General features: G+C 61.1%; 22 protein-coding genes and 2 riboswitches. Of the genes, 16 read left to right on the forward strand and 6 right to left on the reverse strand.

What is annotated here, in order from left to right:
• Window positions 1-145 precede the first annotated feature (145 nt).
• Window positions 146-1,171, forward strand: coding sequence for an acyltransferase family protein (locus AB1J88_RS05495; RefSeq protein ID WP_430290451.1), 1,026 nt, complete (start codon window positions 146-148; stop codon window positions 1,169-1,171).
• Window positions 1,172-1,228: 57 nt separating this feature from the next.
• Window positions 1,229-1,813 (forward strand): Fe-S biogenesis protein NfuA, encoded by a 585-nt coding sequence (gene nfuA / locus AB1J88_RS05500; RefSeq protein WP_003225494.1) that lies wholly within the window; start codon window positions 1,229-1,231, stop codon window positions 1,811-1,813.
• Between the two features lie 187 nt (window positions 1,814-2,000).
• On the opposite strand, the gene cobM is transcribed toward nfuA, so the two are convergent.
• From cobM to AB1J88_RS05520, 4 genes are all read right to left on the reverse strand, one after another.
• Window positions 2,001-2,747 carry a precorrin-4 C(11)-methyltransferase gene (gene cobM / locus AB1J88_RS05505; RefSeq protein WP_222014706.1) on the reverse strand — a complete coding sequence of 249 codons (747 nt, stop codon included), beginning with the start codon at window positions 2,745-2,747 and terminating at the stop codon, window positions 2,001-2,003.
• An 81-nt stretch (window positions 2,748-2,828) separates the two neighbouring features.
• A complete protein-coding gene (locus tag AB1J88_RS05510; protein WP_430290453.1) occupies window positions 2,829-3,242 on the reverse strand; it encodes a cobalamin biosynthesis protein in 414 nt (137 codons plus the stop codon).
• On the reverse strand, window positions 3,239-3,937 hold the full coding sequence (locus AB1J88_RS05515; protein ID WP_103366942.1) for a CbtA family protein: 699 nt from the start codon (window positions 3,935-3,937) through the stop codon (window positions 3,239-3,241). The genes AB1J88_RS05510 and AB1J88_RS05515 overlap by 4 nt, the downstream gene beginning before the upstream one ends.
• Before the next feature lie 11 nt (window positions 3,938-3,948).
• A complete protein-coding gene (locus AB1J88_RS05520; RefSeq protein WP_047598594.1) occupies window positions 3,949-4,146 on the reverse strand; it encodes a CbtB domain-containing protein in 198 nt (65 codons plus the stop codon).
• Window positions 4,147-4,269: 123 nt separating this feature from the next.
• Window positions 4,270-4,491, reverse strand: a riboswitch (cobalamin riboswitch).
• Between the two features lie 867 nt (window positions 4,492-5,358).
• Window positions 5,359-5,571: riboswitch (cobalamin riboswitch) on the forward strand.
• A 98-nt stretch (window positions 5,572-5,669) separates the two neighbouring features.
• Here AB1J88_RS05520 and cobW point away from each other — a divergent pair.
• The 6 genes from cobW (at window position 5,670) to AB1J88_RS05550 (ending at window position 16,147) form a co-directional block, all read left to right on the forward strand.
• Complete coding sequence (gene cobW, locus AB1J88_RS05525; protein ID WP_430290455.1) at window positions 5,670-6,740, forward strand: cobalamin biosynthesis protein CobW; 1,071 nt, start codon at window positions 5,670-5,672, stop codon at window positions 6,738-6,740.
• Between the two features lie 3 nt (window positions 6,741-6,743).
• The gene (cobN, locus tag AB1J88_RS05530; protein ID WP_430290456.1) at window positions 6,744-10,592 is read left to right on the forward strand and encodes a cobaltochelatase subunit CobN; all 3,849 of its coding nucleotides are present in this window, start codon (window positions 6,744-6,746) and stop codon (window positions 10,590-10,592) included.
• Window positions 10,593-10,755: 163 nt separating this feature from the next.
• The gene (locus AB1J88_RS05535; RefSeq protein ID WP_430292662.1) at window positions 10,756-11,754 is read left to right on the forward strand and encodes an ATP-binding protein; all 999 of its coding nucleotides are present in this window, start codon (window positions 10,756-10,758) and stop codon (window positions 11,752-11,754) included.
• Window positions 11,739-12,413 (forward strand): vWA domain-containing protein, encoded by a 675-nt coding sequence (locus AB1J88_RS05540; protein WP_430292663.1) that lies wholly within the window; start codon window positions 11,739-11,741, stop codon window positions 12,411-12,413. The genes AB1J88_RS05535 and AB1J88_RS05540 overlap by 16 nt, the downstream gene beginning before the upstream one ends.
• Window positions 12,414-12,570: 157 nt before the next feature.
• Window positions 12,571-14,214, forward strand: coding sequence for a phospholipase D-like domain-containing protein (locus tag AB1J88_RS05545; RefSeq protein WP_430290458.1), 1,644 nt, complete (start codon window positions 12,571-12,573; stop codon window positions 14,212-14,214).
• 373 nt (window positions 14,215-14,587) lie between these two features.
• Window positions 14,588-16,147 carry a TerC family protein gene (locus AB1J88_RS05550; protein ID WP_430290459.1) on the forward strand — a complete coding sequence of 520 codons (1,560 nt, stop codon included), beginning with the start codon at window positions 14,588-14,590 and terminating at the stop codon, window positions 16,145-16,147.
• 146 nt (window positions 16,148-16,293) lie between these two features.
• Here the strand turns inward: AB1J88_RS05550 and AB1J88_RS05555 are convergent, their stop codons facing one another.
• Window positions 16,294-16,722 (reverse strand): thioredoxin family protein, encoded by a 429-nt coding sequence (locus tag AB1J88_RS05555; RefSeq protein WP_041064602.1) that lies wholly within the window; start codon window positions 16,720-16,722, stop codon window positions 16,294-16,296.
• A 336-nt stretch (window positions 16,723-17,058) separates the two neighbouring features.
• Here AB1J88_RS05555 and AB1J88_RS05560 point away from each other — a divergent pair, with 336 nt between their 5' ends.
• The 8 genes from AB1J88_RS05560 (at window position 17,059) to AB1J88_RS05595 (ending at window position 23,734) form a co-directional block, all read left to right on the forward strand.
• On the forward strand, window positions 17,059-17,907 hold the full coding sequence (locus tag AB1J88_RS05560) for a transporter substrate-binding domain-containing protein (protein WP_222014696.1): 849 nt from the start codon (window positions 17,059-17,061) through the stop codon (window positions 17,905-17,907).
• 51 nt (window positions 17,908-17,958) lie between these two features.
• Window positions 17,959-18,621, forward strand: a complete 663-nt coding sequence (locus AB1J88_RS05565; RefSeq protein WP_003225455.1) for an amino acid ABC transporter permease — start codon at window positions 17,959-17,961, stop codon at window positions 18,619-18,621.
• A 9-nt stretch (window positions 18,622-18,630) separates the two neighbouring features.
• The gene (locus AB1J88_RS05570; protein WP_041064595.1) at window positions 18,631-19,293 is read left to right on the forward strand and encodes an amino acid ABC transporter permease; all 663 of its coding nucleotides are present in this window, start codon (window positions 18,631-18,633) and stop codon (window positions 19,291-19,293) included.
• Window positions 19,290-20,087 (forward strand): amino acid ABC transporter ATP-binding protein, encoded by a 798-nt coding sequence (locus AB1J88_RS05575; protein WP_041064592.1) that lies wholly within the window; start codon window positions 19,290-19,292, stop codon window positions 20,085-20,087. The genes AB1J88_RS05570 and AB1J88_RS05575 overlap by 4 nt, the downstream gene beginning before the upstream one ends.
• Before the next feature lie 28 nt (window positions 20,088-20,115).
• The gene (locus tag AB1J88_RS05580) at window positions 20,116-20,505 is read left to right on the forward strand and encodes a RidA family protein (protein WP_007912330.1); all 390 of its coding nucleotides are present in this window, start codon (window positions 20,116-20,118) and stop codon (window positions 20,503-20,505) included.
• A 130-nt stretch (window positions 20,506-20,635) separates the two neighbouring features.
• Window positions 20,636-21,400 (forward strand): IclR family transcriptional regulator, encoded by a 765-nt coding sequence (locus AB1J88_RS05585; protein WP_041064579.1) that lies wholly within the window; start codon window positions 20,636-20,638, stop codon window positions 21,398-21,400.
• A gap of 43 nt (window positions 21,401-21,443) precedes the next feature.
• Window positions 21,444-22,658 carry an amino acid deaminase gene (locus AB1J88_RS05590; protein ID WP_430290461.1) on the forward strand — a complete coding sequence of 405 codons (1,215 nt, stop codon included), beginning with the start codon at window positions 21,444-21,446 and terminating at the stop codon, window positions 22,656-22,658.
• 140 nt (window positions 22,659-22,798) lie between these two features.
• Window positions 22,799-23,734: a sugar kinase gene (locus tag AB1J88_RS05595; protein WP_430290462.1), complete on the forward strand. Its 936-nt coding sequence runs from the start codon at window positions 22,799-22,801 to the stop codon at window positions 23,732-23,734.
• Between the two features lie 118 nt (window positions 23,735-23,852).
• Here AB1J88_RS05595 and AB1J88_RS05600 read toward each other — a convergent pair whose 3' ends face one another.
• Complete coding sequence (locus AB1J88_RS05600) at window positions 23,853-24,128, reverse strand: peptidylprolyl isomerase (protein ID WP_003225447.1); 276 nt, start codon at window positions 24,126-24,128, stop codon at window positions 23,853-23,855.
• Window positions 24,129-24,151: the final 23 nt, after the last annotated feature.

Here is a 24,151-nt window from a genome sequence, read left to right on the forward strand (position 1 = left end):
CACCGCAAAGCCCCTGTAGGAGCTGCCGAGTGCAACGAGGCTGCGATCTTTTGATTCTTTAACAACAAAGATCAAAAGATCGCAGCGTGCCGCAGCTCCTACAGGGGGCCGGAGGTGATTCAGGAATTGTGCACGGGAGCCGATCATGTTGATTTCAGTGCAGGCCCTGCGCGCGCTTGCCGCGTGGACCGTGGTCTGCCACCACTTCATGCAGATTTTTTTCGACTTCAAGGCGCGCGGCCCGGTCGGGCAGTTCTTCATTGATAAAGGCGCAGTCGGTGTCGATGTCTTCTTCGTCATCAGCGGGTTGGTGATTTTCTTGTCTACCGAAAGCAAAACGCTGCCTCCGGCGCGGTTTCTGCTGTATCGGCTGTCGCGCATCGTCCCGGCATACTGGCTGTACACGCTGCTGATGGCGTTGCTGGTGGTGTTCGCCCGGCCGCTGTTGCCGGATCAGACGGTGGATTGGGCGCATTTCCTCGCGTCGCTGTTATTCATTCCTGCGCAAAACCCCGGTGGCTATGGGATCTATCCGACGCTGAATGTCGGCTGGACGCTCAATTACGAAATGCTCTTCTACGTATTGTTTGCATGCGCGCTGGTGTTCCGCTGGCAGGTGCGTTTACTGGTGGTCGCCGCATTGCTGTTTTCGGCATGTCAGGCGTTCGGCTGGCTCAACGAGTTTTACCGTGCGGACATCGTCTACGAGTTTTTGCTGGGGATCGGTATCGGCGTGCTGTATCGCCGGGGCTGGATTGGCGCCGGCCTGTGGCTGCCGCTGTTGGCGATGGGCGCTGCGATGATGGCGATCTATCACCTGGCACCGGCGCCAAGGTTATTGAACTGGGGCGTGCCGAGCGCGGTGCTGGTGATGGCTTGCATGGCGCTTGAGCGCTACGTCGAGCGCAATCGGGTGATGAAATGGCTCGGTGACTGTTCCTATTCGGTGTATCTGATGCACGTGTTGGTGCTGTCGGTTGGTAGTTTTATCGCGCGACGCTACGGAATCAATCCGTATCTGATGTTCATCGTCTGCGCTGTGGCTATCGCCCTGGGGTCATGGTTGAGCTACGAATGGGTAGAAAAACGCAGCTATCAGTGGCTTAAAGCGCGGATCGATGGCGAACCGCTACGCGTACCGGTCGAGAATCTTTCCCGACAAAAATACTAGGACTTTGTCCGGCGCAATGATTGGCGTAAACTGCGCCCAAGCCTGCGAGGAGTTTCCATGACCGCTATTACCATTACCGACGCCGCCCACGATTACCTGGCCGATCTGCTCTCCAAGCAGAACACACCAGGCATCGGCATCCGCGTCTTCATCACCCAGCCTGGCACCCAGTACGCCGAAACCTGCATTGCCTATTGCAAGCCGGGCGAAGAAAAACCTGAAGATACCGCGCTGGGGCTGAAAAGCTTCACCGCCTATATCGATTCGTTCAGCGAAGCGTTCCTTGATGACGCCGTCGTCGACTACGCCACCGACCGCATGGGCGGCCAACTGACCATCAAGGCGCCAAACGCCAAAGTCCCGATGGTCAACGCCGACAGCCCGGTCAACGAGCGCATCAACTACTACCTGCAAACCGAAATCAACCCGGGGCTGGCCAGCCACGGCGGTCAGGTCAGCCTGATCGATGTGGTCGAGGACGGCATTGCCGTGCTGCAGTTCGGTGGCGGCTGCCAGGGCTGCGGCCAGGCCGACGTGACCCTGAAGGAAGGCATCGAGCGCACCTTGCTCGAGCGTATTCCTGAGCTCAAGGGTGTGCGCGACGTGACCGACCACACGCAGAAAGAAAACGCCTACTACTGAGTAAGGTGTTCACTGCGAACATGAAAAACGGCGCCCCGTGAGCGCCGTTTTTTTATGTCCTTTTGTAGCGAGGGGATTTATCCCCGACGGGTTGCGAAGCAGCCCAAGAAATGGAACTGCTGCGCAGTTCGTCGGGGATAAATCCCCTCACCACAGGTTTTTTATCCAGCCACAAAACTCATCTGACTCAGGGCCTGTAGAGATGTGCATGCCCCGCGCGATACAACGATGATTCGCTGAACACCTCACTGCCCAGCACCCGACCCACCAGAATCAACGCTGTACGCCGAAACCCCTTGGCCTCAACCTTCGCCGCAATGTCCTCAAGTGTCCCCACCACCCAATCCTGATCCGGCCATGTTGCCCGGTGAATCACCGCAATCGGGCAATCCGCGCCGTAATGCGGCAGCAATTCAGTGATGATTTTCTGCAGATGGTTGACCCCCAGGTGAATCGCCATGGTCGCGCCATGCTGCGCCAGACTGCTCAACTCCTCACCCGCCGGCATCGCGGTCTTGTCCGCGTAGCGGGTCAGAATCACGCTCTGTGACACATCCGGCAGCGTCAGCTCGGCGCCGAGCAAGGCTGCACAGGCGGCGGTGGCGGTGACGCCGGGGATGATTTCGAACGGAATATTCAACTCGCGCAGATAACGAATCTGCTCGCCAATCGCGCCGTACAGGCTCGGATCACCCGAGTGCACCCGCGCCACGTCCTGGCCCTTGCCGTGGGCGGTTGTGATCAATTCAATGATCTGCTCCAGATGCAATTCGGCGCTGTTGACCACCGTTTCCGCCTGATGTCCCGCCAGCACGGCGGCCGGCACCAGCGAGCCTGCGTAGATGATCACCGGGCAGCTGCGGATCAGCCGCTGGCCTTTGACGGTGATCAATTCCGGGTCGCCGGGGCCGGCGCCGATGAAGTAGACGGTCATGAAGAAATCCTGTGAAAAACGGGGCAGGGCAACGCTTCAGATGAAGATTGCTCATGATCAAACAGGGGGATTATCGGGAATTTACGCAGCGCCGGCCAATGCCAAGGTTGCCTGAGCGTATTTTTGCCGGGAAATCAGCAGTTTTGCCGGTGCCTGAATCAATTGCTCGGCAAGGGCCAGGGCGGCACTTTCCGCCACACCGTAGCAACCGGTGCGCTCATAGGCGATCTGCGAGTGATGGCTCAGTCGCTGCTGGTAAATCGCCAATTCTTCGCTGCTGAAATACAACAGCGGCAGCGCCAGTTGGCTGGCCAGTTCCTGCAAACCGGGTTCATCGCGTTTAAGGTCGATGCTGGCCAAGGCCTTGACCGCTTCAAGTTCTATACGATGCGCCTGCAACGCCTGATCGAGTAACGCGCGCAGCGTGCTGACCGGGCAGCCGCGCTGGCAGCCCAGGCCGACCACAAAGGTCGGCGCTGCGCGGTCATCGGTCATGCGTGGTACTGACCATCGCTTTTGCGGCGGAACAACCAGGCGCTGATCAGGCCCAGGGCCAGCCAGAACGCCACGTTGGTCAACTGCGAAGCGATTTTGAACTGGGTTTCCAGCGCCTCCGGGGCGAGCATCGAATGCACTTCCGGTTGCGGCGCGCCGATCACATGCGGCACGGCGAGGATCGCCACGCCCAGCAGCTTCATCAGCCAGTGACGGCTGAACACGATGAGGGCCAGGCCGACAGCGGTGGAAGCGGCGGTGCCGATCCACCAGGTCTGTCGCGACGCCAGATCGGCGGCAGCGGTGCCCGGCAGTTCAGGCGGCAGGCCCAGGGTCGGTGCGAGCACGAAGGTCGCGTAACCGGCCAGGCCCCAGAGCAGGCCCTGCGAGGTTTTGGTTGGTGCGCGCAAGGTGTACAGGCCGGCGAGCATCAGCGCGAAACCGACCGCCACTACCAGATTGCCGCCAGTGGTCGAGACCACGCGTTGCCAGCCGTCTTCCGGCTCCCAGGCTTCAGCGTCGTGAGTGTGTGCGGCTGTACCGGCGGCGTGTTCGTGAACGGCCACCGGCTCGGACTTCTCGAAGGTTTCGGCCTGCAGAATCAGTGGCGAAACCCAGAAGCTTTGCAGCAACGTCAGCAGCAGGGCGGCCAGCAGGCCGGTGAAGCCTGCGGTTTGCGCGATACGCTTGATCATGTCGGCAGGTCTCAGTGGCACGGGAACGCGGCGCTGTGGCGGGTATCATGAGCGGCGTTGTGCACCGCTTCGATGTGCGAGAAACCGGCGAAATAAACGAGGCCTGCACCCAGGATCGACGCGAAGATCGCGGCGGTCAGGCGTTGGCTCAAGGTGGCGGTGCTGGAGATTTTGTCGGTGTTGCTGCCGGTGCTGCTGATGATCGACATGGCGCTTCCCTCTGGAGTGTCAGCGGGTGATATAGAGCGCATGGAAACCCCTGCGAGTCGGGCACGCAGAGGTTCGAACAGCGCCCGCCCACCGCGGGTTTGTTATGTTCAGCGACGCAAAATGCGCGCTGTGTGTTGCGGGCCGGTCTCCGGGCTCACGAGGGGTTGGCATCAGGCCGACCTGCAAGCATCACCTTCCCATGCCGCAATGGCACAGTGGATTCGACGCTTCGCTCGCTTACCGTTGCGGGGGCAGCACCGGACTGACATGGCTTTGAGTAAAGCACATGATTCACCGGTTTCCCGTTTCACCCTGTGAAGGGCACCCGTAACAAGTTGTGTAGGAGACCATGAGGGGAGGATTTGAGTCAATTGGGATTGGGGGCATATCCGTTGCTGCGGTAATGGCCTCTTAGGGTTCCGCCCTGACGGCGGGTCACTTTGGCAAACGCCCCAAAGTAACCAAAGGGCTTTACCCTGACGTTCGGCCCTCGCTCAGGCTCGGGTTCCTTCGCTCCGGGATTCATCCGGGGTGCAGCGCCTACGGTTTGCTTCGCTGCACCTCCTCTCGCTGTGTTTGGCTGCGCCAAACGGTCGCTGCGCTCCCACCCCCGGATAAATCCCTCCACTCAGCCTGCCGACGGGCCCTCAGATCAAAAGCTTTACTCGAGCTAACGCTCATCGTGTTGAGTGGTGAAAAGCTAGCGTTTGGCTTTGGCGCTTCTGTGGGAGCGAGCTTGCTCGCGAAGGCGGCCTGACAGCCGACCAAATTCCAACTGAATACACCCAATCCCCTGTAGGAACTGCCGAAGGCTGTGATCTTTTGATCTGGCTCTGGCTCTGGCTCTGGCTCTGGCTCTGGCTCTGGCTTTGGCTTTGGCTTTGGCTTTTGATCTTCAGCCCCTTCGGCAGGCCGAGCGTAGGTGTCCATCCGGGGGTAGGCGCGCAGCGCCGTGCGGCGAAGCCGCATACATCGAGAGGAGGTGCAGCGAAGCAAACCGTAGGCGATGCCCCCGGATGGACACCGTAGGGAGGGAACACTGAGCCTCAGCGAAGTGCCGTACGCCGGGGCAAAGCCTTTTGGGTTACCTTTTCGGCGTCTGGAAAAGGTGACTCGCTGTAAGAGCGAAACCGCCAGCGGCGACACCCGCAGCAACGGATATGCCCCCAATCCAAAAAAAACCAAAGCATTGACCCATCCTCAACCCATGCGTAGCCTTGCACCTTCGAGGTTCTTCGGCCCACGCCGAAGCTAAGAAGGGAACGCGGTCAAAGCCGCGGCTGCCCCCGCAACTGTGAACGGTGAAGTTCGTTGCCACGCCACTGCCAGCTCAATCCACTGAGCCCGCGGGAAGGCGCAGCGAACGCCGGGCCCAAGGCCCGAACACCGTCAGCCAGGAGACCTGCCTCGTCACAGATTTCTCACTACAACCGGGCGGGGTGATCCGGTGGCGAATTCTTCCGCGCGTACGCTCGCAGCGGATCTCGTCCCGTATGCCCGCCACCTTGCCAAAGGGCATCCGATGAAAACACTGGCCAAACTCCCCGTCACCATCGTCACCGGTTTCCTCGGCTCGGGCAAAACCACCTTGCTGCGACACATGCTCGACAACGCTCAGGGCCGCCGCATCGCGGTGATCGTCAACGAGTTCGGCGAGCTGGGCATCGACGGTGAGATCCTCAAGCAATGCACCATCGGCTGCACCGAAGAAGAAGCCACTGGTCGCGTCTACGAACTGGCCAACGGTTGCCTGTGCTGCACGGTGCAGGAAGAGTTCTTCCCGGTGATGCGTGAACTGGTCGCCCGGCGCGGTGATCTCGATCACATTCTGATCGAGACGTCCGGTCTGGCCCTGCCAAAACCATTGGTGCAAGCCTTCCAGTGGCCGGAAATCCGCAGCGCCTGCACCGTGGATGCGGTGATCACCGTGGTCGACAGCCCGGCCGTGGCCGCTGGCACCTTCGCCGCGTTCCCCGATCAGGTCGATGCCCAGCGCAAACTCGATCCGAATCTGGATCACGAATCGCCGCTGCACGAACTGTTCGCCGACCAACTGGCCAGCGCCGATCTGGTGATCCTCAACAAGGCCGACCAGACCAGCGCCGAAGATCTGGCTCGCGTTCGTGCTGAAGTCGCCGAAGAACTGCCACCTGCAGTAAAAATCATCGAAGCCAGCAACGGTCGCCTGCCGCTGGATGTGCTGATTGGCCTCGGTGCCGGATCCGAAGAACACATCGACAGCCGTCACAGCCATCACGATCACCACCACGACGGTGATGACGACCATGATGACCACGATCACGACGCCTTCGATTCGATCTCCATCGAACTGCCGAAGGCCGACGAAAGCCTGCTGCTCGACGCGCTGACGCAACTGGTTGTGCAGCACGGCATCCTCCGTGTGAAGGGCTTCGCGGCGATTCCGAACAAGCCGATGCGCCTGTTGATTCAAGGCGTGGGCACGCGTTTCGACAAGCACTTCGACCGCCAGTGGGGCGCAGACGAAGCGCGCGTCACTCGTCTGGTGTTGATCGGTCAGGAACTCGACGCTGCGCAACTCGAAGCGCAACTGCGCGCCGCGCTCAGCGTTTAAGCCATGCACCTGCTCAGGACCCAGCCCGGCGGTTTCGTGTCGGATGACAACATTGCCGACCTTGGACAAACCCCCGCCGAGCTGGTGATCCTGTGCAGCGGCGACTCCAGCCTGGCGCTGCTCGCCGAAGCCGCGCAGCAACTGCCCGAGGATTACCCGAGCCTGCGCCTGGCCAATCCGATGCAGGTGCAGAATCACGCCTCGGTCGATCTGTATGTTGATGAGGTGCTGCGCCACGCCAAAGTCATTCTGATTTCGCTGCACGGCGGCATCGCCTATTGGCGTTACGGTGTCGAGCGTCTGGTGGAGTTGTCCGAGCGCGGCGTGCAGGTGATTCTGGTACCGGGGGATGACCGTCCCGACCCGGAACTCAGCGACCTGAGCACCGTGCCCGCCGAAGATCGCGATCGTCTCTGGCAGTTTTTGCGTCAGGGCGGCATGGGCAATGCGCTGGGCTTCTTCCATTGTCTGGCCAACCGCTGGCTGGCGCGCGACTACGCCTGGGGCGAGCCGCAAGCGCTGCCGCGTACGGCGATTTACCACCCACAGAAAAACACCGCCGCACTGAGCGACTGGCAAGCCGAATGGCTGCCCGGTCAACCGGTCGCGGCGGTGTTGTTTTATCGCTCGCATTTGCAAGCGGCGAACACCGCGTTCATCGATGTGTTCTGCCAACGCTTGCAGGCGGCGGGGCTCAATCCCTTGCCGATCGCCGTCGCCAGCCTGAAAGAACCCGGCTGCCTCAGTGTGGTCGAGGACTGGCTGGACGAGGTCGAAGCTGCGGTGATCCTCAACACCACCGGCTTCGCGCAATCCAGCCCGGAAGCGCCGCACCTGCGGCCGTTCCGGCGCAATATTCCGGTGATTCAGGCGATCTGCGCCCAGGACAACGAGCCGGGCTGGCGCGACAGCGAGCAGGGCCTTGGCCCGCGAGATCTGGCAATGCACATCGCCTTGCCGGAACTCGACGGGCGCATCATCAGCCGGCCGATCAGCTTCAAGGATCTGGCCTGGCGCAGCGAGCGCAGCCAGTCCGACGTGGTCTGCTACCGGGCGCAACCCGAACGCATGGATTTTGTCGCTGAACTGGCGCGACGCTGGAGCGATCTGGCGCGGCTGCCGAACACGGAAAAACGCATCGCGCTGATCCTCGCCAACTACCCGACTCGCGACGGGCGGATCGGCAATGGCGTCGGTCTCGATACGCCGGCGGCGGCATTGAATATCCTGCGCGCGTTGCAGGCGGAAGGCTTCCCGCTGACGGCGGAGTTGCCGGACAGCGGCACCGCGTTAATCCAGCAATTGCTCGGCGGCGTCAGCAACGACCTCGACAGCATCGACCTGCGTCCGTGCCAGCAAAGCCTGGCGATGGACGCCTATCTGGCGATGTTCAACGCGCTGCCGCAAGCCAATCGCGCAGCAGTGCTGGAACGCTGGGGCGCGCCGCAAAACGATCCGATGTGCCGCGACGGGCGAATGATGATCGCCGGTCTGCGCTTCGGCCTGACCTTCGTCGGCATTCAGCCGGCGCGCGGTTATCAGGTCGATCCGAGTGCGGTGTATCACGACCCGGATCTGGTACCGCCGCACGGCTATCTGGCGTTCTATTTCTGGCTGCGCAACACCTACGGGGCGCACGCGGTGATTCACGTCGGCAAGCACGGCAACCTCGAATGGCTGCCGGGCAAGGGCGTCGGCCTTTCGGAAAATTGCTGGCCGGACGCGTTGCTCGGGCCGCTGCCGAACATCTATCCGTTTATCGTCAACGACCCGGGCGAGGGCGCCCAAGCCAAACGGCGCACGCAAGCGGTGATCATCGACCACCTGATGCCACCGTTGACCCGTGCCGAAACCTACGGCCCGTTGCGCAATCTGGAACTGTTGGCCGACGAATATTACGAGGCGCAACTGCTCGATCCGCGTCGTGCGCGAGAGCTGCAACGCGACATTCTGCAACTGGTGCGCGAGACGCAGATCGATCGCGAACTGCAACTCGACGCCGGTCTGGACAGCGACGCCGATGCCGCGATCTGGCTGCCGCGGCTGGACACCTACCTGTGTGATCTGAAGGAATCGCAGATTCGCGATGGCCTGCACATCTTTGGCGAATCGCCGACCGGACGTTTGCGCATCGATACCTTGCTGGCTTTGCTGCGCATTCCGCGTGGTGACGGCAAAGGCGCGCAGTCGAGTCTGCTGCGGGCGTTGGCCAAGGCCTTCGAGCTGGGGTTTGATCCGCTGGATTGCGCACTTGCCGATCCATGGAACGGCCCGCGCCCGGCGGAGCTGCAAAGCGTCAGCGACGAAATCTGGCGCACTGCCGGCGATACCCGCGAACGCCTGGAGCTATTCGCCACTCAACTGATCTCCCAGGCACTACAAATCCCCTGTGGGAGCGAGCTTGCTCGCGAAAGCGTCGTGTCATTCGACATTGATGTACCTGACCCACCGCTTTCGCGAGCAAGCTCGCTCCCACAGGGGGCAGGATGGGCTGAAGTGAGCGCGATCATTGAAAACCTGCGCGAAGTCATCGCCCCACGCCTCGACGCCTGCGGCCCCGCCGAAATGCGCGGTCTGCTTGACGCCCTCAACGGTCGCTTCGTCCCCGCCGGCCCAAGTGGCGCCCCCAGCCGTGGCCGTCTCGACGTGCTGCCCACCGGGCGCAACTTCTACTCGGTGGACGTGCGCAACCTGCCGACCACCACCGCGTGGCGCATCGGCTTCCAGTCCGCCACGTTGATTCTCGAGCGGCATTTGCAGGATCACGGCGATCACCTGCGTCAGCTCGGCCTGTCCGTGTGGGGCACCGCGACCATGCGCACTGGCGGCGACGACATCGCCCAGGCCATGGCGCTGATGGGCGTGCGCCCGGTGTGGGCCACCGGCAGTCAGCGCGTCGATGATTTCGAGATTCTGCCGCTGAGCCTGCTCGACCGGCCACGGGTCGACGTCACGCTGCGGGTCTCGGGTTTTTTCCGCGATGCTTTTGCCAACCTGATTCGTCTGTTCGACGCTGCCGTGCAAGCGGTGGCGGCGCTGGACGAACCGGATGACCTCAACCCGCTGGCGGCGAAGGTGCGTGCCGAGCGCGAGGCGCTGTTGCAATCGGGGCTGGATGCCGACGCGGCGCGGCGTCAGGCCGGCTGGCGGATCTTCGGCGCCAAACCCGGTGCCTATGGCGCGGGCGTACAGGGCGCCATCGACGGTCGCCTGTGGCAGAGTCGCGAGGATCTGGCCGAGGTCTACCTGAACTGGGGCGCTTACGCTTATGGTGGGGCGGATGAGGGCACCGCTGCGCGCGAACAGTTCGTCCAGCGCCTGAGCCAGGTGCAGGCGGTGTTGCAGAATCAGGACAATCGCGAGCACGACTTGCTCGATTCCAACGACTATTACCAGTTTCAGGGCGGCATGCTCGCGGCGGTGGAAACCCTGCGCGGGGAAGCGGCGGCGAGTTATCACGGCGATCACAGCCAGCCGGATCTGCCGAAAATCCGCACCCTGAAAGAAGAACTCAATCGGGTGATCCGCTCCCGGGCGGCCAATCCGAAGTGGATCGACGGGGTCAAACGTCACGGCTATAAAGGGGCGTTTGAACTGGCGGCGACGGTCGATAACCTGTTCGCCTTCGACGCCACCACGCAACTGATCGACGATCATCAGTATGCGTTGCTGGCCGATGCCTATTTGCTCGACCCGACGACCCGCGATTTTGTTCGTGAACACGATCCGCATGCCCTGCGCGACATGACCGAACGCATGCTGGAAGCGCAACAACGTGGGTTGTGGCAGGAACCCGGCGTGTATAAAGAAGCACTGGAAAACCTGCTGCTGGATATAGAAGAAGACACCTGACATACCGCAATCCCCTATGGGAGCGAGCTTGCTCGCGAAGGGTGTGTCAGACAGCATTTCTGTAGCTGAAACACCGCTTTCGCGAGCAAGCTCGCTCCCACAGGAAATAGGCTTGGCTCCAACGATCTTCCGACAGACTACCGACCATGACCGAGTATTGAAGATGACCGACACCCCGCATTTCCCGCTCTCCGCCGTGGTCGGCGCCGATGACTTGAAACTCGCGCTGTACCTCACTGCCATCGACCCGAAAATCGGTGGCGTGCTGATCGAAGGCCCACGCGGAATGGCTAAATCGACTCTGGCCCGTGGCCTCGCCGATCTGCTGGCCAGTGGTCAGTTTGTCACGTTGCCACTGGGCGCCACTGAAGAGCGTCTGGTTGGCACCCTTGATCTCGACGCGGCACTGAGTGAAGGGCGGGCGCAGTTTTCTCCCGGCGTGCTGGCCAAGGCCGACGGCGGTGTGCTGTACGTCGATGAAGTGAATCTGTTGCCCGATCATCTGGTGGATCTGCTGTTGGATGTGGCGGCCAGCGGCAGCAACCTGGTCGAGCGTGATGGCATCTCGCATCGGCATTCGGCACGGTTTGTGTTGATCGGCACAATGAACCCGGAAGAGGGCGAGTTGCGCCCGCAGCTGTTGGACCGTTTTGGCCTGAACGTCGCCCTCAGCGGTCACACCGCGCCGACTGAACGCGGGCAGATCATCCGCCGCCGACTGGATTTCGACAGCGACCCGCAGGCGTTCTGCGCGCAGTGGGAAGCCGAGCAGCAAGCGCTGCGCGAACGCTGCGAACAGGCACGCTGCGCCTTGGCGCGCATTGCGCTGGATGACGAGGCTTTGGCAAGCATCACCGAGCGCTGCTTTGCCGCCGGCGTCGATGGCTTGCGGGCCGACCTGGTCTGGCTGCGTGCGGCCCGAGCCCACGCGGCATGGCGCGGTGCCGAAGCCATTGCCGAGCAAGACATCGATGCGGTAGCGGAGTTCGCCCTGCGTCATCGCCGTCGTGAGTCCTCTTCGCCCAGCCTTCAACCACCTGCTCAGAACCAGACCAGCACCCAGGCCGAACCAAGCGAGGGGCAGGGGCAGTGGGGTGACATGCCTGCTCCGGCGCTGGCGACTGGCGCACGCCGCGAAGTGCCGAGCTGGCCAAAAAAGTAACCGGCATTCGTCCCCGATCCGACGCGGGGGCGAATGCCAGACCCCGCGCCGGACGACTCGACCACGGACGCCAGGGCAAGCGCCACGCTGCGCGCAGCGGTCTGGTGAACTGGCCGGGGACGCTGCTCAACGGCCGGCCGCAAACCCGTGAGGACTTGCAGTTCCAGCTGCGCACGCGTGCTCCCCATGAGTTATGGCTGGTGATCGTCGATGCGTCGGCTTCGACGCGACGGCATCAGGCACTGAGCGATGCCAAGGGTTTGCTCGCGCAATTGTTTGATGATGCGTATCGACAAAGGACGCGACTGGCCTTGCTGACCGCCAGTGGCAGCGCGCCGCAATGGCAGGTGCAAGGATTGAAGGCTTCAAGTGGCTTGCGCACCTGGCTGGAGACACTGGGCGCGGGCGGCGGCACGCCATTGGTGGCGGCGTTGGCGCAGGCGCAGCAATGGCTGATGCAGCGACAGAAGCGCTTCCCGGCCGAGCAGCAGCGCTTGCTGGTGGTCACGGATGGGCGTTTGAAAGCCTTACCGTCGATGCCGCCGCTGGAGTGTCCGGGATTGTTGATCGACATTGAGCGCGGGCCCATCCGATTGGCACGGGCGCGGGAATTAGCGGCGGCGCTGAATGCGGAATATCGGCATATCGATGATGTGTGAAGTCTGAGCGGGCCTCTTCGCGAGCAAGGTTGGTGAACACCGCTTGCTCTGTGGGAGCGAGCCTGCTCGCGAAGGCATCGCCTCGGATCGTGCGGGATCACCAAAAACCGCAGCGCTGCTCTATGCTCCACCCCAGCCCAATCACAAGGAGTGAATCATGCGGGTACTGGTCGCCAATCCTCAGGACGATTTTCGCGTCAAAGCCTACGCCGGCACCAACGGCGTGCTGCTCGCCATGGACCTGTCCGAACCCCGACGCAAAGGCTTGCTCGGGTTTGCCATCGAAAAGCAACAGGGCGACAAACCGTGGTTGTTCCTGTTCAACAGCCTGACGTTTCCCGCCAAGGCTCACACTTTTCCCCAATATCACGCCACGCCCAGCGATAAGGCACCGCTGCAAAAATTCCGCTGGGCCGATTACGCCGTCAACCCGGGCACGACCCTGCACTATCGCGTGCATCTGGCCTACGGCACGGCGGACGCGCCGCTACTGGGCGAATCGCTGGAGCTGAGCATCACCAGTGACGACGGCCACCCGGCCAATCAGAGCGTGATCTTCAATCGCGCCGTGGCTGCCAGTCAGGCGTTTCAGCGCAAATTTCCCGACCTCGACGCACAGATCAGCGCCAACAAGAATCTGCCCATCGAAGCCTGGCCCGGCGCGGCGCGCCTGTGGCTGGAGAACGGACTGCTGGAGCGATTGCTGGGCTTCATCGAGCGGGCTGTGGACGCGCAGTGGGCGTTGGACATTGCGATCTACGAGTATCAGTTGCAGGCGATCATCGATGCCGTAAACGCGGCGTTCGCGCGAGGGGTGCAAGTGCGCGTGCTGTACCACGCCCAGCCTGATGATCCCGATACGACCCTGAACGAAGCGAACCTTGCCCAATTACCAGCGGCGAACAAGCGGGGCCGGGTCACTCACAACATTTTCCACGACAAATTCATCGTCCTCAGCCGGGTCGACGTCGGTCAGCGTCAACCGCAGGCGGTGCTGTGCGGCAGCACCAATTTCACCGCCAATGGCGTGTATCGCCAGGCCAATGTGCTGCATACGCTTGATGACGTGACCATTGCCACGCGCTATTTGCAAACGTTCGAAGAGGTCTGGGCCAACCCCGCCGACGTCGCTGCGACGCGCAACTGGATCACCGAGCACAACCCGATGGACCCGACGCAGCCGCTGTTCGCCGGGTTCTCGCCACGCAGCGGTGGGGGCGATTTGCGTGAGTTTGTCGAGATCATCGAGGCGGCCAGCAAGGACGTGCTGTTTGTCACGGCGTTCACCTTGCCGGACGCGATCCTCAATGCGCTGCTCGGCAAATCCCATGACGACATCTTGCGTTACGGTCTGCAAAACACCGCTAGCCGCATCACCGGGTTTCATGCCGATCGCAGCGCCGAATTCGCCGCCACCGCCTTGCTCAACACCGGGCTGGAAGGCTGGCTGAAAGAAAACATGAAAGGTCAGAAGGGCAACCTGCTGGTGCACACCAAAGCGGTGGTCGTCGACTTCACCAGCGACAGGCCGACGATTATCAGCGGCAGCCACAACCTCAGCACTTCGGCCAGTAACGGCAATGATGAAAACTACCTGATCATTCGCGGCGACACCGATCTGGCTGATCGCTATGGTCTGGAATTGCTGCGGTTTTATGAGCATTACCGCTTCCGCTATTTCGCGAAAAAACTCGAGCTGAAGCAGGTGAGTCCGTTGGCGGTGGATGACAGCTGGACCAACGATTACTACGTGGAGGGGGATTTGCGGCAGTTGTCGCGGTTGCGCTTTGCCGGACGATGACAGCCAACTGTAGGAGCTGCGAAGGCTGCGATCTTTTGACTTTGTTCTTCAAGATCAAAAGATCGCAGCCTGCGGCAGCTCCTACAGGGGGGGCAGTGGTCGTTGATACAGATTTTGAAATGATTTCGCTCTGTAGGAATTGTCGTCAGAGCCTGTACGCTCCAAAGCCATTTTTCATTCAGGATTTGCATGAACACCCTCTTGGAGCCTCCCAGTCGTACCTTTTCCTCGCGCCATGGCGCGGTCTTGACGCACTCGCAGCATCCGGTTTTCCGCCTCCCGACTATCGTTGACAACGCGGCCTCAGAGCCTTCGCGTTGCACTTTGCCGTGCCCGGCAGCCTGAATTCACTGAAGAGAGATCGAGACATTTTATGGAATGGTTAGCGGATCCCACGGCCTGGTTAGGCTTGTTGACTCTGATCGTGCTGGAGCTGGTGCTGGGTATCGACAACCTGGTGTTTATCGCGATCCTGGCGGACAAACTGCCGCCGCATCAGCGCGATCGTGCGCGGATCATCGGCCTGTCGTTGGCGCTGATCATGCGCCTGGGCCTGTTGGCGAGCATTTCCTGGCTGGTCACCCTCACGCAGCCGTTGTTCGAAGTGTTCGGCAAGAGCTTCTCCGGCCGTGACCTGATCATGCTGTTCGGTGGTGTGTTCCTGCTGTTCAAGGCGACGATGGAGCTGCACGAACGGCTCGAAGGGCATGTCGGCCAGCGCTCGACCAACGCGGCTTACGCATTGTTCTGGCCGATCGTGGCGCAGATCGTGGTGCTCGATGCGGTGTTCTCGCTGGACGCGGTCATTACCGCCGTGGGCATGGTCGATGAACTGGCGGTGATGATGATCGCGGTGATCATTTCCATCGGTTTGATGATCGTTGCGAGCAAGCCGCTGACCCGCTTCGTCAATGCGCACCCGACGGTGATCATGCTGTGTCTGGGCTTTCTGATGATGATCGGTTTCGCCCTGACGGCCGAAGGCCTGGGCTTCCACATCCCGAAAGGCTATCTGTACGCGGCCATCGGCTTCTCGATCCTGATCGAGGTGTTCAACCAGATCGCCCGGGCCCGCCGCAAACGCTCGATGCAAGGCCTGCGCCCCCTACGTGAGCGCACGGCCCATGCTGTGATGCGCTTGCTGGGCGGGCGCAAGCTGGAAGTGGAGGAGGTCGGCGAGGAAATCTCCGACCTGCTGGATGACGGCGAAGCCCCGAGTGCAGAACTGTTCGATCGTCGCGAGCGGGTGATGATCAGTGGTGTGCTGCAACTGGCCGAACGCCCGATTCGCAACCTGATGACCGTGCGTGCCGACGTCGACACCATCGACCTGGCTGACGACGCCGAAACGATTCGCACAAAACTGATGCACTCGTCCTATTCGCGTCTGCCGCTGATTCGCCACGGTGCTGTGGATGAACCGTTGGGCTTCGTGCACAAGAAGGAATTGCTCAAGGAGTACCTGAGCGGCATTGAGCCGAACCTGGAACATCTGGCGCGCAAGACCATCAACTTGCTCGACAGCTATTCGATCCTCAATGCGCTGGAGCAGATGCGCGCAGCGTCGACCCACATTGCTTTTGTGGTCAACGAGTTTGGCGACTTCGTCGGCGTGTTGACCATGACCGACATCCTCGAATCGATTGCCGGCGAACTGCCCGATGCCAGCGAAATAGAAGGCCCGGACGTGATCGAGGAGCAGGGCGGTTTTGTCGTCAGCGGCGCATTGAATCTGACGCGTGTTCGCCAGCGCACCGGGTTTGGCGCCGAACCGACCGAGGACTATCAGACCCTGGCCGGACTGGTGATGAGCCTGCTGGATCGCTTGCCGATGATCGGCGATCGGCTGCAGTACGCAGGCTGGCAAATGACCGTCAAAGCCGTTGAGGAACGACGGGTGACGCAGGTGTTGCTGGTGCGCGATTCTGCGTAAGGCAGCAGCCTTGCGCTGACGGTGCCGGTCCCCACAGTGCACGCGTCGTACACGAAATGTGTGAACAACGTTGACCCCTGTGGGAGCGGGCTTGCCCGCGAAAGCGATGTGTCAGACGCCGTAACGATTAGGGGAAATGCACTGCCTCAAATCACCCGCCGATGCGCACGCGTGATTGTGCAGAGCCTGCTCAATGTGCGGCGCAACCACGGCAGGTCATGTCGTGGTTTCTGCTGCACCACCGGTGCCCTGGTCATGCCAATATGCCGGGCAAAGTCCGCCGCCAGTGTTTCCTCTGTGCCGATGCCCTTGAGCTTCTTCAGCAACTTGCCGTTCTTGTAGAACAGCACCGTCGGCGTGCCGGTGACCAACGGATGGCGCGGCGACTCACGGGTGTTAAGCATGTAGATATTGGCGCGATGCCGGTACGGCTCGGCAATCTGACGAAAAATCGGCCCGGCGAACTCGCAGGCAGGACAGTGTTCATTGGCGAAGTACAGGATCACCGGGCGCCAGGTTTTCAGGGCTTTGCGGTAGGTAGCAGGCAGGTCTGGAAAGCGAGTCGTCGAACTCATGGGAACCTCCTTGAAGACGCATTCTCAACGTTGCTGACGCTAATCCCATGGGCAGCTTTCCTCTACTGTCAGAGTTGACAGTAGACCGTGCGCGTTTTCGGTGAGTGCGCACTCAAATGTAGCCCGAGTACCCGAGCGATGTGGCCCACGGTAGCGCCTGAGAAATCCACAGCGAGTAACACCTTCCTGATGCTATTCGCATCCCTTTGATTCCAAAAACATTTCAATCCACTACAGATTCCCCGCCATTCCTATGGCACACTTTCTGCTGTCTATTCCGTAGTAACAAACCGTGTTCCGGTATAGCGGAATAAACATCATCCTGGAGTGCTTGCCATGCATCGCCGTCCTTCGTTGTTCAAAGCGTGTGTTTTTGTTCTTGCGGCTTCGTCCGCTGCCATGGGCATGGCCCAGGCAGCCGACAGCAAACTCGACAGTGTTCTGGCCCGGGGCAAGCTGATTGTCGGCACCGGCAGCACCAATGCGCCGTGGCACTTTCAGGGTGCGGACGGCAAGTTGCAGGGCTTTGATATCGACATCGCCAGGATGGTGGCCAAGGGGTTGTTCAATGACCCAAGCAAAGTCGAATTCGTCGTGCAGTCGTCCGACGCGCGAATTCCCAATCTGCTGACCGACAAGGTCGACATGAGCTGCCAGTTCATCACCGTCACCGCCAGCCGTGCGCAACAAGTGGCGTTCACCCTGCCGTACTACCGCGAAGGTGTCGGCCTGCTGCTGCCGGCCAACAGCAAGTACAAGGAAATCGAGGACCTGCAGGCGGCCGGTGACAGCGTTACTGTGGCCGTGCTGCAAAACGTCTATGCCGAAGAATTGGTGCATCAGGCGCTGCCCAAGGCCAAGGTCGATCAGTACGACAGTGTCGATCTGATGTATCAGGCGGTGAACTCCGGTCGCGCCGATGCCGCTGCTACCGATCAGTCGTCGGTCAAGTACCTGATGGTGCAGAACCCTGGCCGCTACCGCAGCCCGACCTACGCGTGGAGCCCGCAGACCTACGCCTGCGCAGTCAAACGCGGCGATCAGGATTGGCTGAACTTCGTCAACACCACTCTGCATGAAGCCATGACCGGCGTTGAGTTCCCGACTTACGCGGCATCCTTCAAGCAATGGTTCGGTGTCGACCTGCCGTCGCCGGCGATCGGTTTCCCTGTCGAATTCAAATGATCCCGTGAGAGTGGGGCGATACAAATCGCCCCGCTCAAGGTACTGCTGACCATGAACTATCAGTTGAACTTTGCTGCCGTGTGGCGCGATTTCGACACCTTGCTGGCGGGGCTCGGTCTGGGTCTTGAACTGGCGTTGGTGTCGATCGCCATCGGCTGCGTGATCGGCCTGCTGATGGCGTTTGCCTTGCTCTCGAAGCATCGCGCCTTGCGGGTGCTGGCCTCGGTGTACGTCACGGTGGTGCGTAATACACCGATTCTGGTGTTGATTCTGTTGATCTACTTTGCTTTGCCGAGCCTGGGGATCCGTCTGGACAAGATCCCGTCGTTCATCATCACGTTGTCGCTGTATGCCGGTGCCTATCTGACCGAGGTGTTCCGTGGCGGTTTGCTGAGCATCCCCAAAGGCCAGCGCGAAGCGGGGCTGGCAATCGGTCTCGGTGAGTGGCAGGTCAAGGCTTACGTGACCGTGCCGGTCATGCTGCGCAACGTGTTGCCGGCGCTGTCGAACAACTTCATTTCGCTGTTCAAGGACACCTCGCTGGCCGCCGCGATTGCAGTGCCGGAGCTGACCTATTACGCGCGCAAGATCAACGTTGAAAGCTACCGGGTGATCGAAACCTGGCTGGTGACCACGGCGTTGTACGTCGCGGCCTGTTACCTCATTGCCATGCTGCTGCGTTACCTCGAGCAGCGTCTGGCAATCCGCCGATAGGAGGCTGCGATGTACGAATCCCCCAGTTGGTTGCATGAGTTGTGGGTCGCTCGCGAGACCTTGTTGCAAGGGTTTCTGACCAGTGTGCAGGTGTCGGCGCTGGCGATTCTGTTTGGCACGCTGCTCGGCGTCGTCGCCGGTCTGGTGCTGACTTACGGCAAGTTCTGGATGCGCGCGCCGTTCCGTTTTTACGTTGACCTGATTCGCGGCACGCCGGTGTTTGTGTTGGTGCTGGCCTGCTTCTACATGGCGCCGGCGCTCGGTTGGCAGATCAGCGCGTTTCAGGCCGGTGCGCTGGGCCTGACGCTGTTCTGCGGCTCGCACGTCGCCGAGATCGTGCGCGGCGCCTTGCAGGCATTGCCACGCGGGCAGATGGAAGCGAGCAAGGCGATTGGCCTGACGTTTTATCAGTCTCTCGGTTATGTGCTGCTACCCCAGGCGTTACGGCAGATCCTGCCGACCTGGGTCAACTCGTCCACCGAAATCGTCAAGGCTTCGACCTTGCTCTCGGTGATCGGCGTCGCCGAATTGCTGCTCAGCACCCAACAGATCATCGCCCGGACCTTCATGACTCTGGAGTTCTACCTGTTCGCCGGTTTTCTGTTCTTCGTCATCAACTACGGCATCGAATTACTCGGCCGGCACATTGAAAAGCGGGTGGCCCTGCCATGACTCAAGCTCAAGTTTCCAACGTTTCAAATGGCCAGCCGCTGCTGGACATCCGTGGCCTGCACAAGCAGTACGGTGCGGTCGAAGTGCTCAAAGGCGTCGACCTGAGCATGCAGCGCGGCAACGTCGTGACCCTGATCGGCTCCAGCGGTTCGGGCAAGACCACCTTGCTGCGCTGCGTGAACATGCTCGAAGAGTTCCAGGGCGGGCAGATCCTGCTCGACGGCGAATCCATTGGCTATGACGAGGTCGGCGGTAAACGTGTGCGTCACGCCGAAAAAGTCATCGCCCGTCATCGCGCCATGACCGGCATGGCCTTTCAGCAATTCAATCTGTTCCCGCATCTGACCGCCTTGCAGAACGTTACCCTCGGTCTGCTCAAGGTGAAGAAGATGCACAAGGACCAAGCCGTCGCGCTGGCCGAGAAATGGCTGGAGCGGGTCGGCCTGCTGGAGCGGCGCAATCACTTTCCCGGGCAGTTGTCCGGCGGTCAGCAACAGCGCGTGGCGATTGCCCGGGCGATTGCGATGAACCCGAGCCTGATGCTGTTCGACGAAGTCACCTCGGCCCTTGACCCGGAGCTGGTCGGTGAAGTGTTGAACGTGATCAAGGGGCTGGCCGAAGACGGCATGACCATGCTGCTGGTGACCCACGAAATGCGTTTCGCCTTCGAGGTCTCGGACAAGATCGTTTTCATGAATCAGGGGCGGATCGAAGAGCAGGGGCCTCCCAAGGAGCTGTTCGAACGCCCGCAATCACCGCGTCTGGCTGAGTTTCTCAAGAGCACGCGGTTCTAATTTTGCTATGTAATCAGGAGAAGTACCCATGAGCATTACTCGATACGGCACCGGCAGCACCGCCGCTGGCGGTCAGCCACGTCCCTTCGCGCGCGCCGTTGAAGCGGACGGCTGGCTGCACGTGTCCGGCCAGGTGCCGGCAGTGGATGGCGAGATCATCGTTGGCGGCATTGTCGAGCAGACCCACCAGACCATGAAGAACCTGATCGCGATTCTCGAAGAGGCCGGTTATGGCCTGGAGGATGTGGTGCGGGCCGGGGTGTGGCTGGACGATCCCCGGGATTTCAGCAGTTTCAACAAGGTTTTCGGCGAGTACTTCAAACCTGAACACGCCCCGGCGCGGGCCTGTGTGCAGGCGAGCATGATGGTCGATTGCAAGGTCGAGATCGACTGCATCGCCTACAAGAAAAAGGCCTGATTGTCGTCGGCTCTTGTAGGAGCTGCCGAAGGCTGCGATCTTTTGGCAATTTTGGATGCACCACGAAGGCAAGATCAAAAGATCGCAGCCTGCGGCAGCTCCTACAGAGGCATTTTGAGTGAGTACTGACATGACCGAAGACACCATCAAACGCCGGGCCCGCGGTCTGGATCGGGCGTTCGATATCCTCGATTTCCTCAAGGAAATCGGCCAGCCGCTGCGTCCGAACGACATCGCCAACGGTATCGGCAGCCCGAAATCCACGGTTTACGAACTGGTGGCGTCGTTGCTGGAACGACGGATTCTGGAGCCGGTGGGCAAGGACGGGCACGTCTATCTCGGTCGCCAGTTGTACTTCCTCGGGCAGGCGCACCTGCGCCATTTCGACCTCAGCCGCGAGGCCGATCATGCCTTGCAGGATATCGTCAGCCAGACCCGGGAAACCGCGCAGATGTGCCTGCTCAACGGGCGCAAATACACGGTGGCGTTGATGAAGGAGGGCGAGCGGCATTTCCGCATTTCGTCCGACATCGGCGAAAACGCGCCGATCCCGTGGACTGCATCCGGACGCCTGCTGCTGGCGCATTTGAGCGACCAGCAGATCATCGACCTGATCGACGAGGACGACTACATCCTGCCCGACGGCGAACGCCTGCCGCTGGAGCGCTTTCTGGCGGAAATTCGGCAGGCCGGGATCGACGGTTTCTTCTCCTTCGACAGCGTGGCCGACACCTTCACCCATTGCTTCGCCGCGCCGGTCAAAGACCCCAATGGTGTGGCCATCTGCACCCTGTGCATCGTCGCCCCACGGGCCGATGCGAAAAACAATTACGACGACTATCGCCGGGTGCTGATCGAGAGCGCCAACAGCCTCGCCCGGCGTATCAACGAATAACCGCGGCTGCCTGCGGCCGCGACTGAATGCGAGGAGTTTGACCATGACGACTGCCATCAATACCGCTGTGGAAAAGGGCGCCGCTGCCATTGGCGCGCACCTTGTGCGTGACGTCAGCCTGCCGGCGCTGGTGCTGCACCGCGAGGCGCTGGAGCACAACATTCGCTGGATGCAGACGTTCGTCAGCGACAGCGGCGCCGAACTCGCGCCCCACGGTAAAACCAGCATGACCCCGGCGCTGTTCCAGCGTCAGCTCGACGCCGGCGCGTGGGGTATCACCCTCGCCAGCGCCACCCAGACCCGCGCCGCGTATGCCCACGGCGTGCGGCGGGTGTTGATGGCCAACCAACTGGTCGGCACGCCGAACATGGCGCTGATTGCCGATCTGCTGGCAGACCCGGATTTCGATTTCTACTGCATGGTCGATCACCCGGACAACGTCGCCGATCTCGGCGCCTACTTCGCTTCGCGCGGCGTGAAGTTGAACGTGATGATCGAGTACGGCGTGGTCGGTGGCCGTTGCGGTTGCCGCAGCGAGCAGGAAGTCATCGCACTGGCCCAAGCGATCAACGCGCAACCGGCGCTGGCCCTGACCGGCATCGAAGGTTACGAAGGGGTGATTCACGGCGATCACGCGGTCAGCGGTATTCGTGAATTTGCCGCGTCACTGGTGCGCCTGGCGGTGCAGTTGCAGGACAGCGGCGCGTTTGCCATTGCCAAGCCGATCATCACCGCCTCGGGTTCGGCGTGGTACGACCTGATCGCCGAGTCGTTCGAAGCGCAGAATGCGGGCGGCCGCTTCCTCAGCGTGCTGCGCCCGGGCAGTTATGTCGCCCACGACCATGGTATCTACAAGGAAGCGCAATGCTGCGTGCTGGATCGTCGCAGCGATCTGCACGAAGGCCTGCGTCCGGCGCTGGAAGTCTGGGCCCACGTGCAATCGCTGCCGGAGCCGGGTTTTGCGGTGATCGCCCTCGGCAAGCGCGACGTGGCATTCGATGCCGGTTTGCCGGTGCCGTTGCTGCGTTACAAGGCCGGCGTTGTGCCGGCGATCGGCGACGATGTCGGCGCGTGCAAGGTGACGGCGGTGATGGACCAGCATGCGTTCATGAGTGTGGCGCCGGGGGTTGAGTTGCGGGTCGGCGATATCATTTCCTTCGGCACCTCGCACCCGTGCCTGACCTTCGACAAGTGGCGGGTGGGGTTGTTGGTGGATGAGCAGTTAGCGGTGGTCGAGAACATGGAGACTTGTTTCTAAGGCTTGAGACCGCGTTGCGGCCTCATCGCTGGCAAGCCAGCTACCACAGGAATCTCATGAGTTGTGAAGATTGTGTGGGAGCTGGCTTGCCAGCGATGAGGCCGGATCAAACACCACCGAATCAGCAGAGACGCCACCCGATGACCACCCTCAGCCCCCTGGGCCCGAACACCCCGCGCATCGCCCTGATCGGCGAATGCATGATCGAACTCCAGCACCGCGCCGACGGCAGCCTGCAGCAAAGCTTCGGCGGCGATACCTTGAACACGGCGGTGTATCTGTCCCGCGCCCTCGGCGACAACGCCCAGGTCGATTACGTCACTGCGCTAGGCGATGACAGCTTCAGCGATGCCATGTGCCAGAGCTGGGCCGATGAAGGCATTGGCCTCGACATGGTGCAGCGTCTGCCCGGTCGTTTGCCGGGTCTGTACTGCATTCAGACCGACGCCAACGGCGAGCGACGTTTCCTCTACTGGCGCAATGAGGCGGCGGTGCGCGATTGCTTTACCACTCCGGCGGCGGAGCCGATTCTTGCAGCGCTGCCGGATTACGACGTGCTGTATTTCAGCGGCATCACCCTCGCGGTACTCGGCGCCAAGGGCCGTGAGCGTTTGATCCAGACTCTTATCGAAGCCCGGCAGCGCGATGCGCGGATCGTCTTCGACAACAACTATCGGCCACGTTTGTGGGCGTCACAGGAAGAGGCGCGGGCGGCCTATCGCAGTGTGTTGCCGCATGTCGATCTGGCATTGCTGACCGTCGATGACGAGCAGGCACTGTTCCATTTTTCCGACTGCGATGCGGTGTTCGAGGCGTATGCGCAGATCGGCACGCCGGAAGTGGTGCTCAAGCGCGGCGCCGAGGCATGTCTGATTCGTTGTGATGGCGAGGCGTTTGAAGTACCGGCGCAGAAGGTCGAGAAGGTGGTGGACACGACGGCGGCGGGGGATTCGTTCAGTGCGGCGTATCTGGCCAGGCGGTTGTCGGGTGGCAGTCCGGTGGAAGCGGCGCAGGCTGGGCATTTACTGGCGAGTAGGGTCATCCAGTTCCCGGGAGCGTTAATCTCTAAGGACTGACAACTATCCCTGTAGGAGCTGCCGAAGGCTGCGATCTTTTGATTTTGCTTTTTTAAGATCAAAAGATCGCAGCCTTCGGCAGCTCCTACAGGGAAACAGGGCAATCAGGTCAATCAGGTCAATCGCGGAAAAACACCTGCACCAGGTGATAGCCAAACTTGCTCTTGATCGGTCCGTGCACCGTGCGCAACGGTTTCTTGAAGATCACCGCATCAATCGCGCCGACCATCTGCCCCGGCCGCACTTCACCCAGATCGCCGCCGCGCTTGCCGGACGGGCAGGTCGAATATTTCTTCGCCAGCACATCAAACGCTTCGCCCTTGGCAATGCGTTGTTTGAGCTGTTCGGCCTCTTCGGCGGTTTTCACCAGAATGTGGCGGGCTTGGGCTTTCATCGTGCGATACCTGTAACGGGGTG

Origin of the sequence: Pseudomonas sp. S8 (genome assembly GCF_050473925.1) — a bacterium.
Classification (GTDB): Bacteria; Pseudomonadota; Gammaproteobacteria; order Pseudomonadales; family Pseudomonadaceae; genus Aquipseudomonas; species Aquipseudomonas parakoreensis.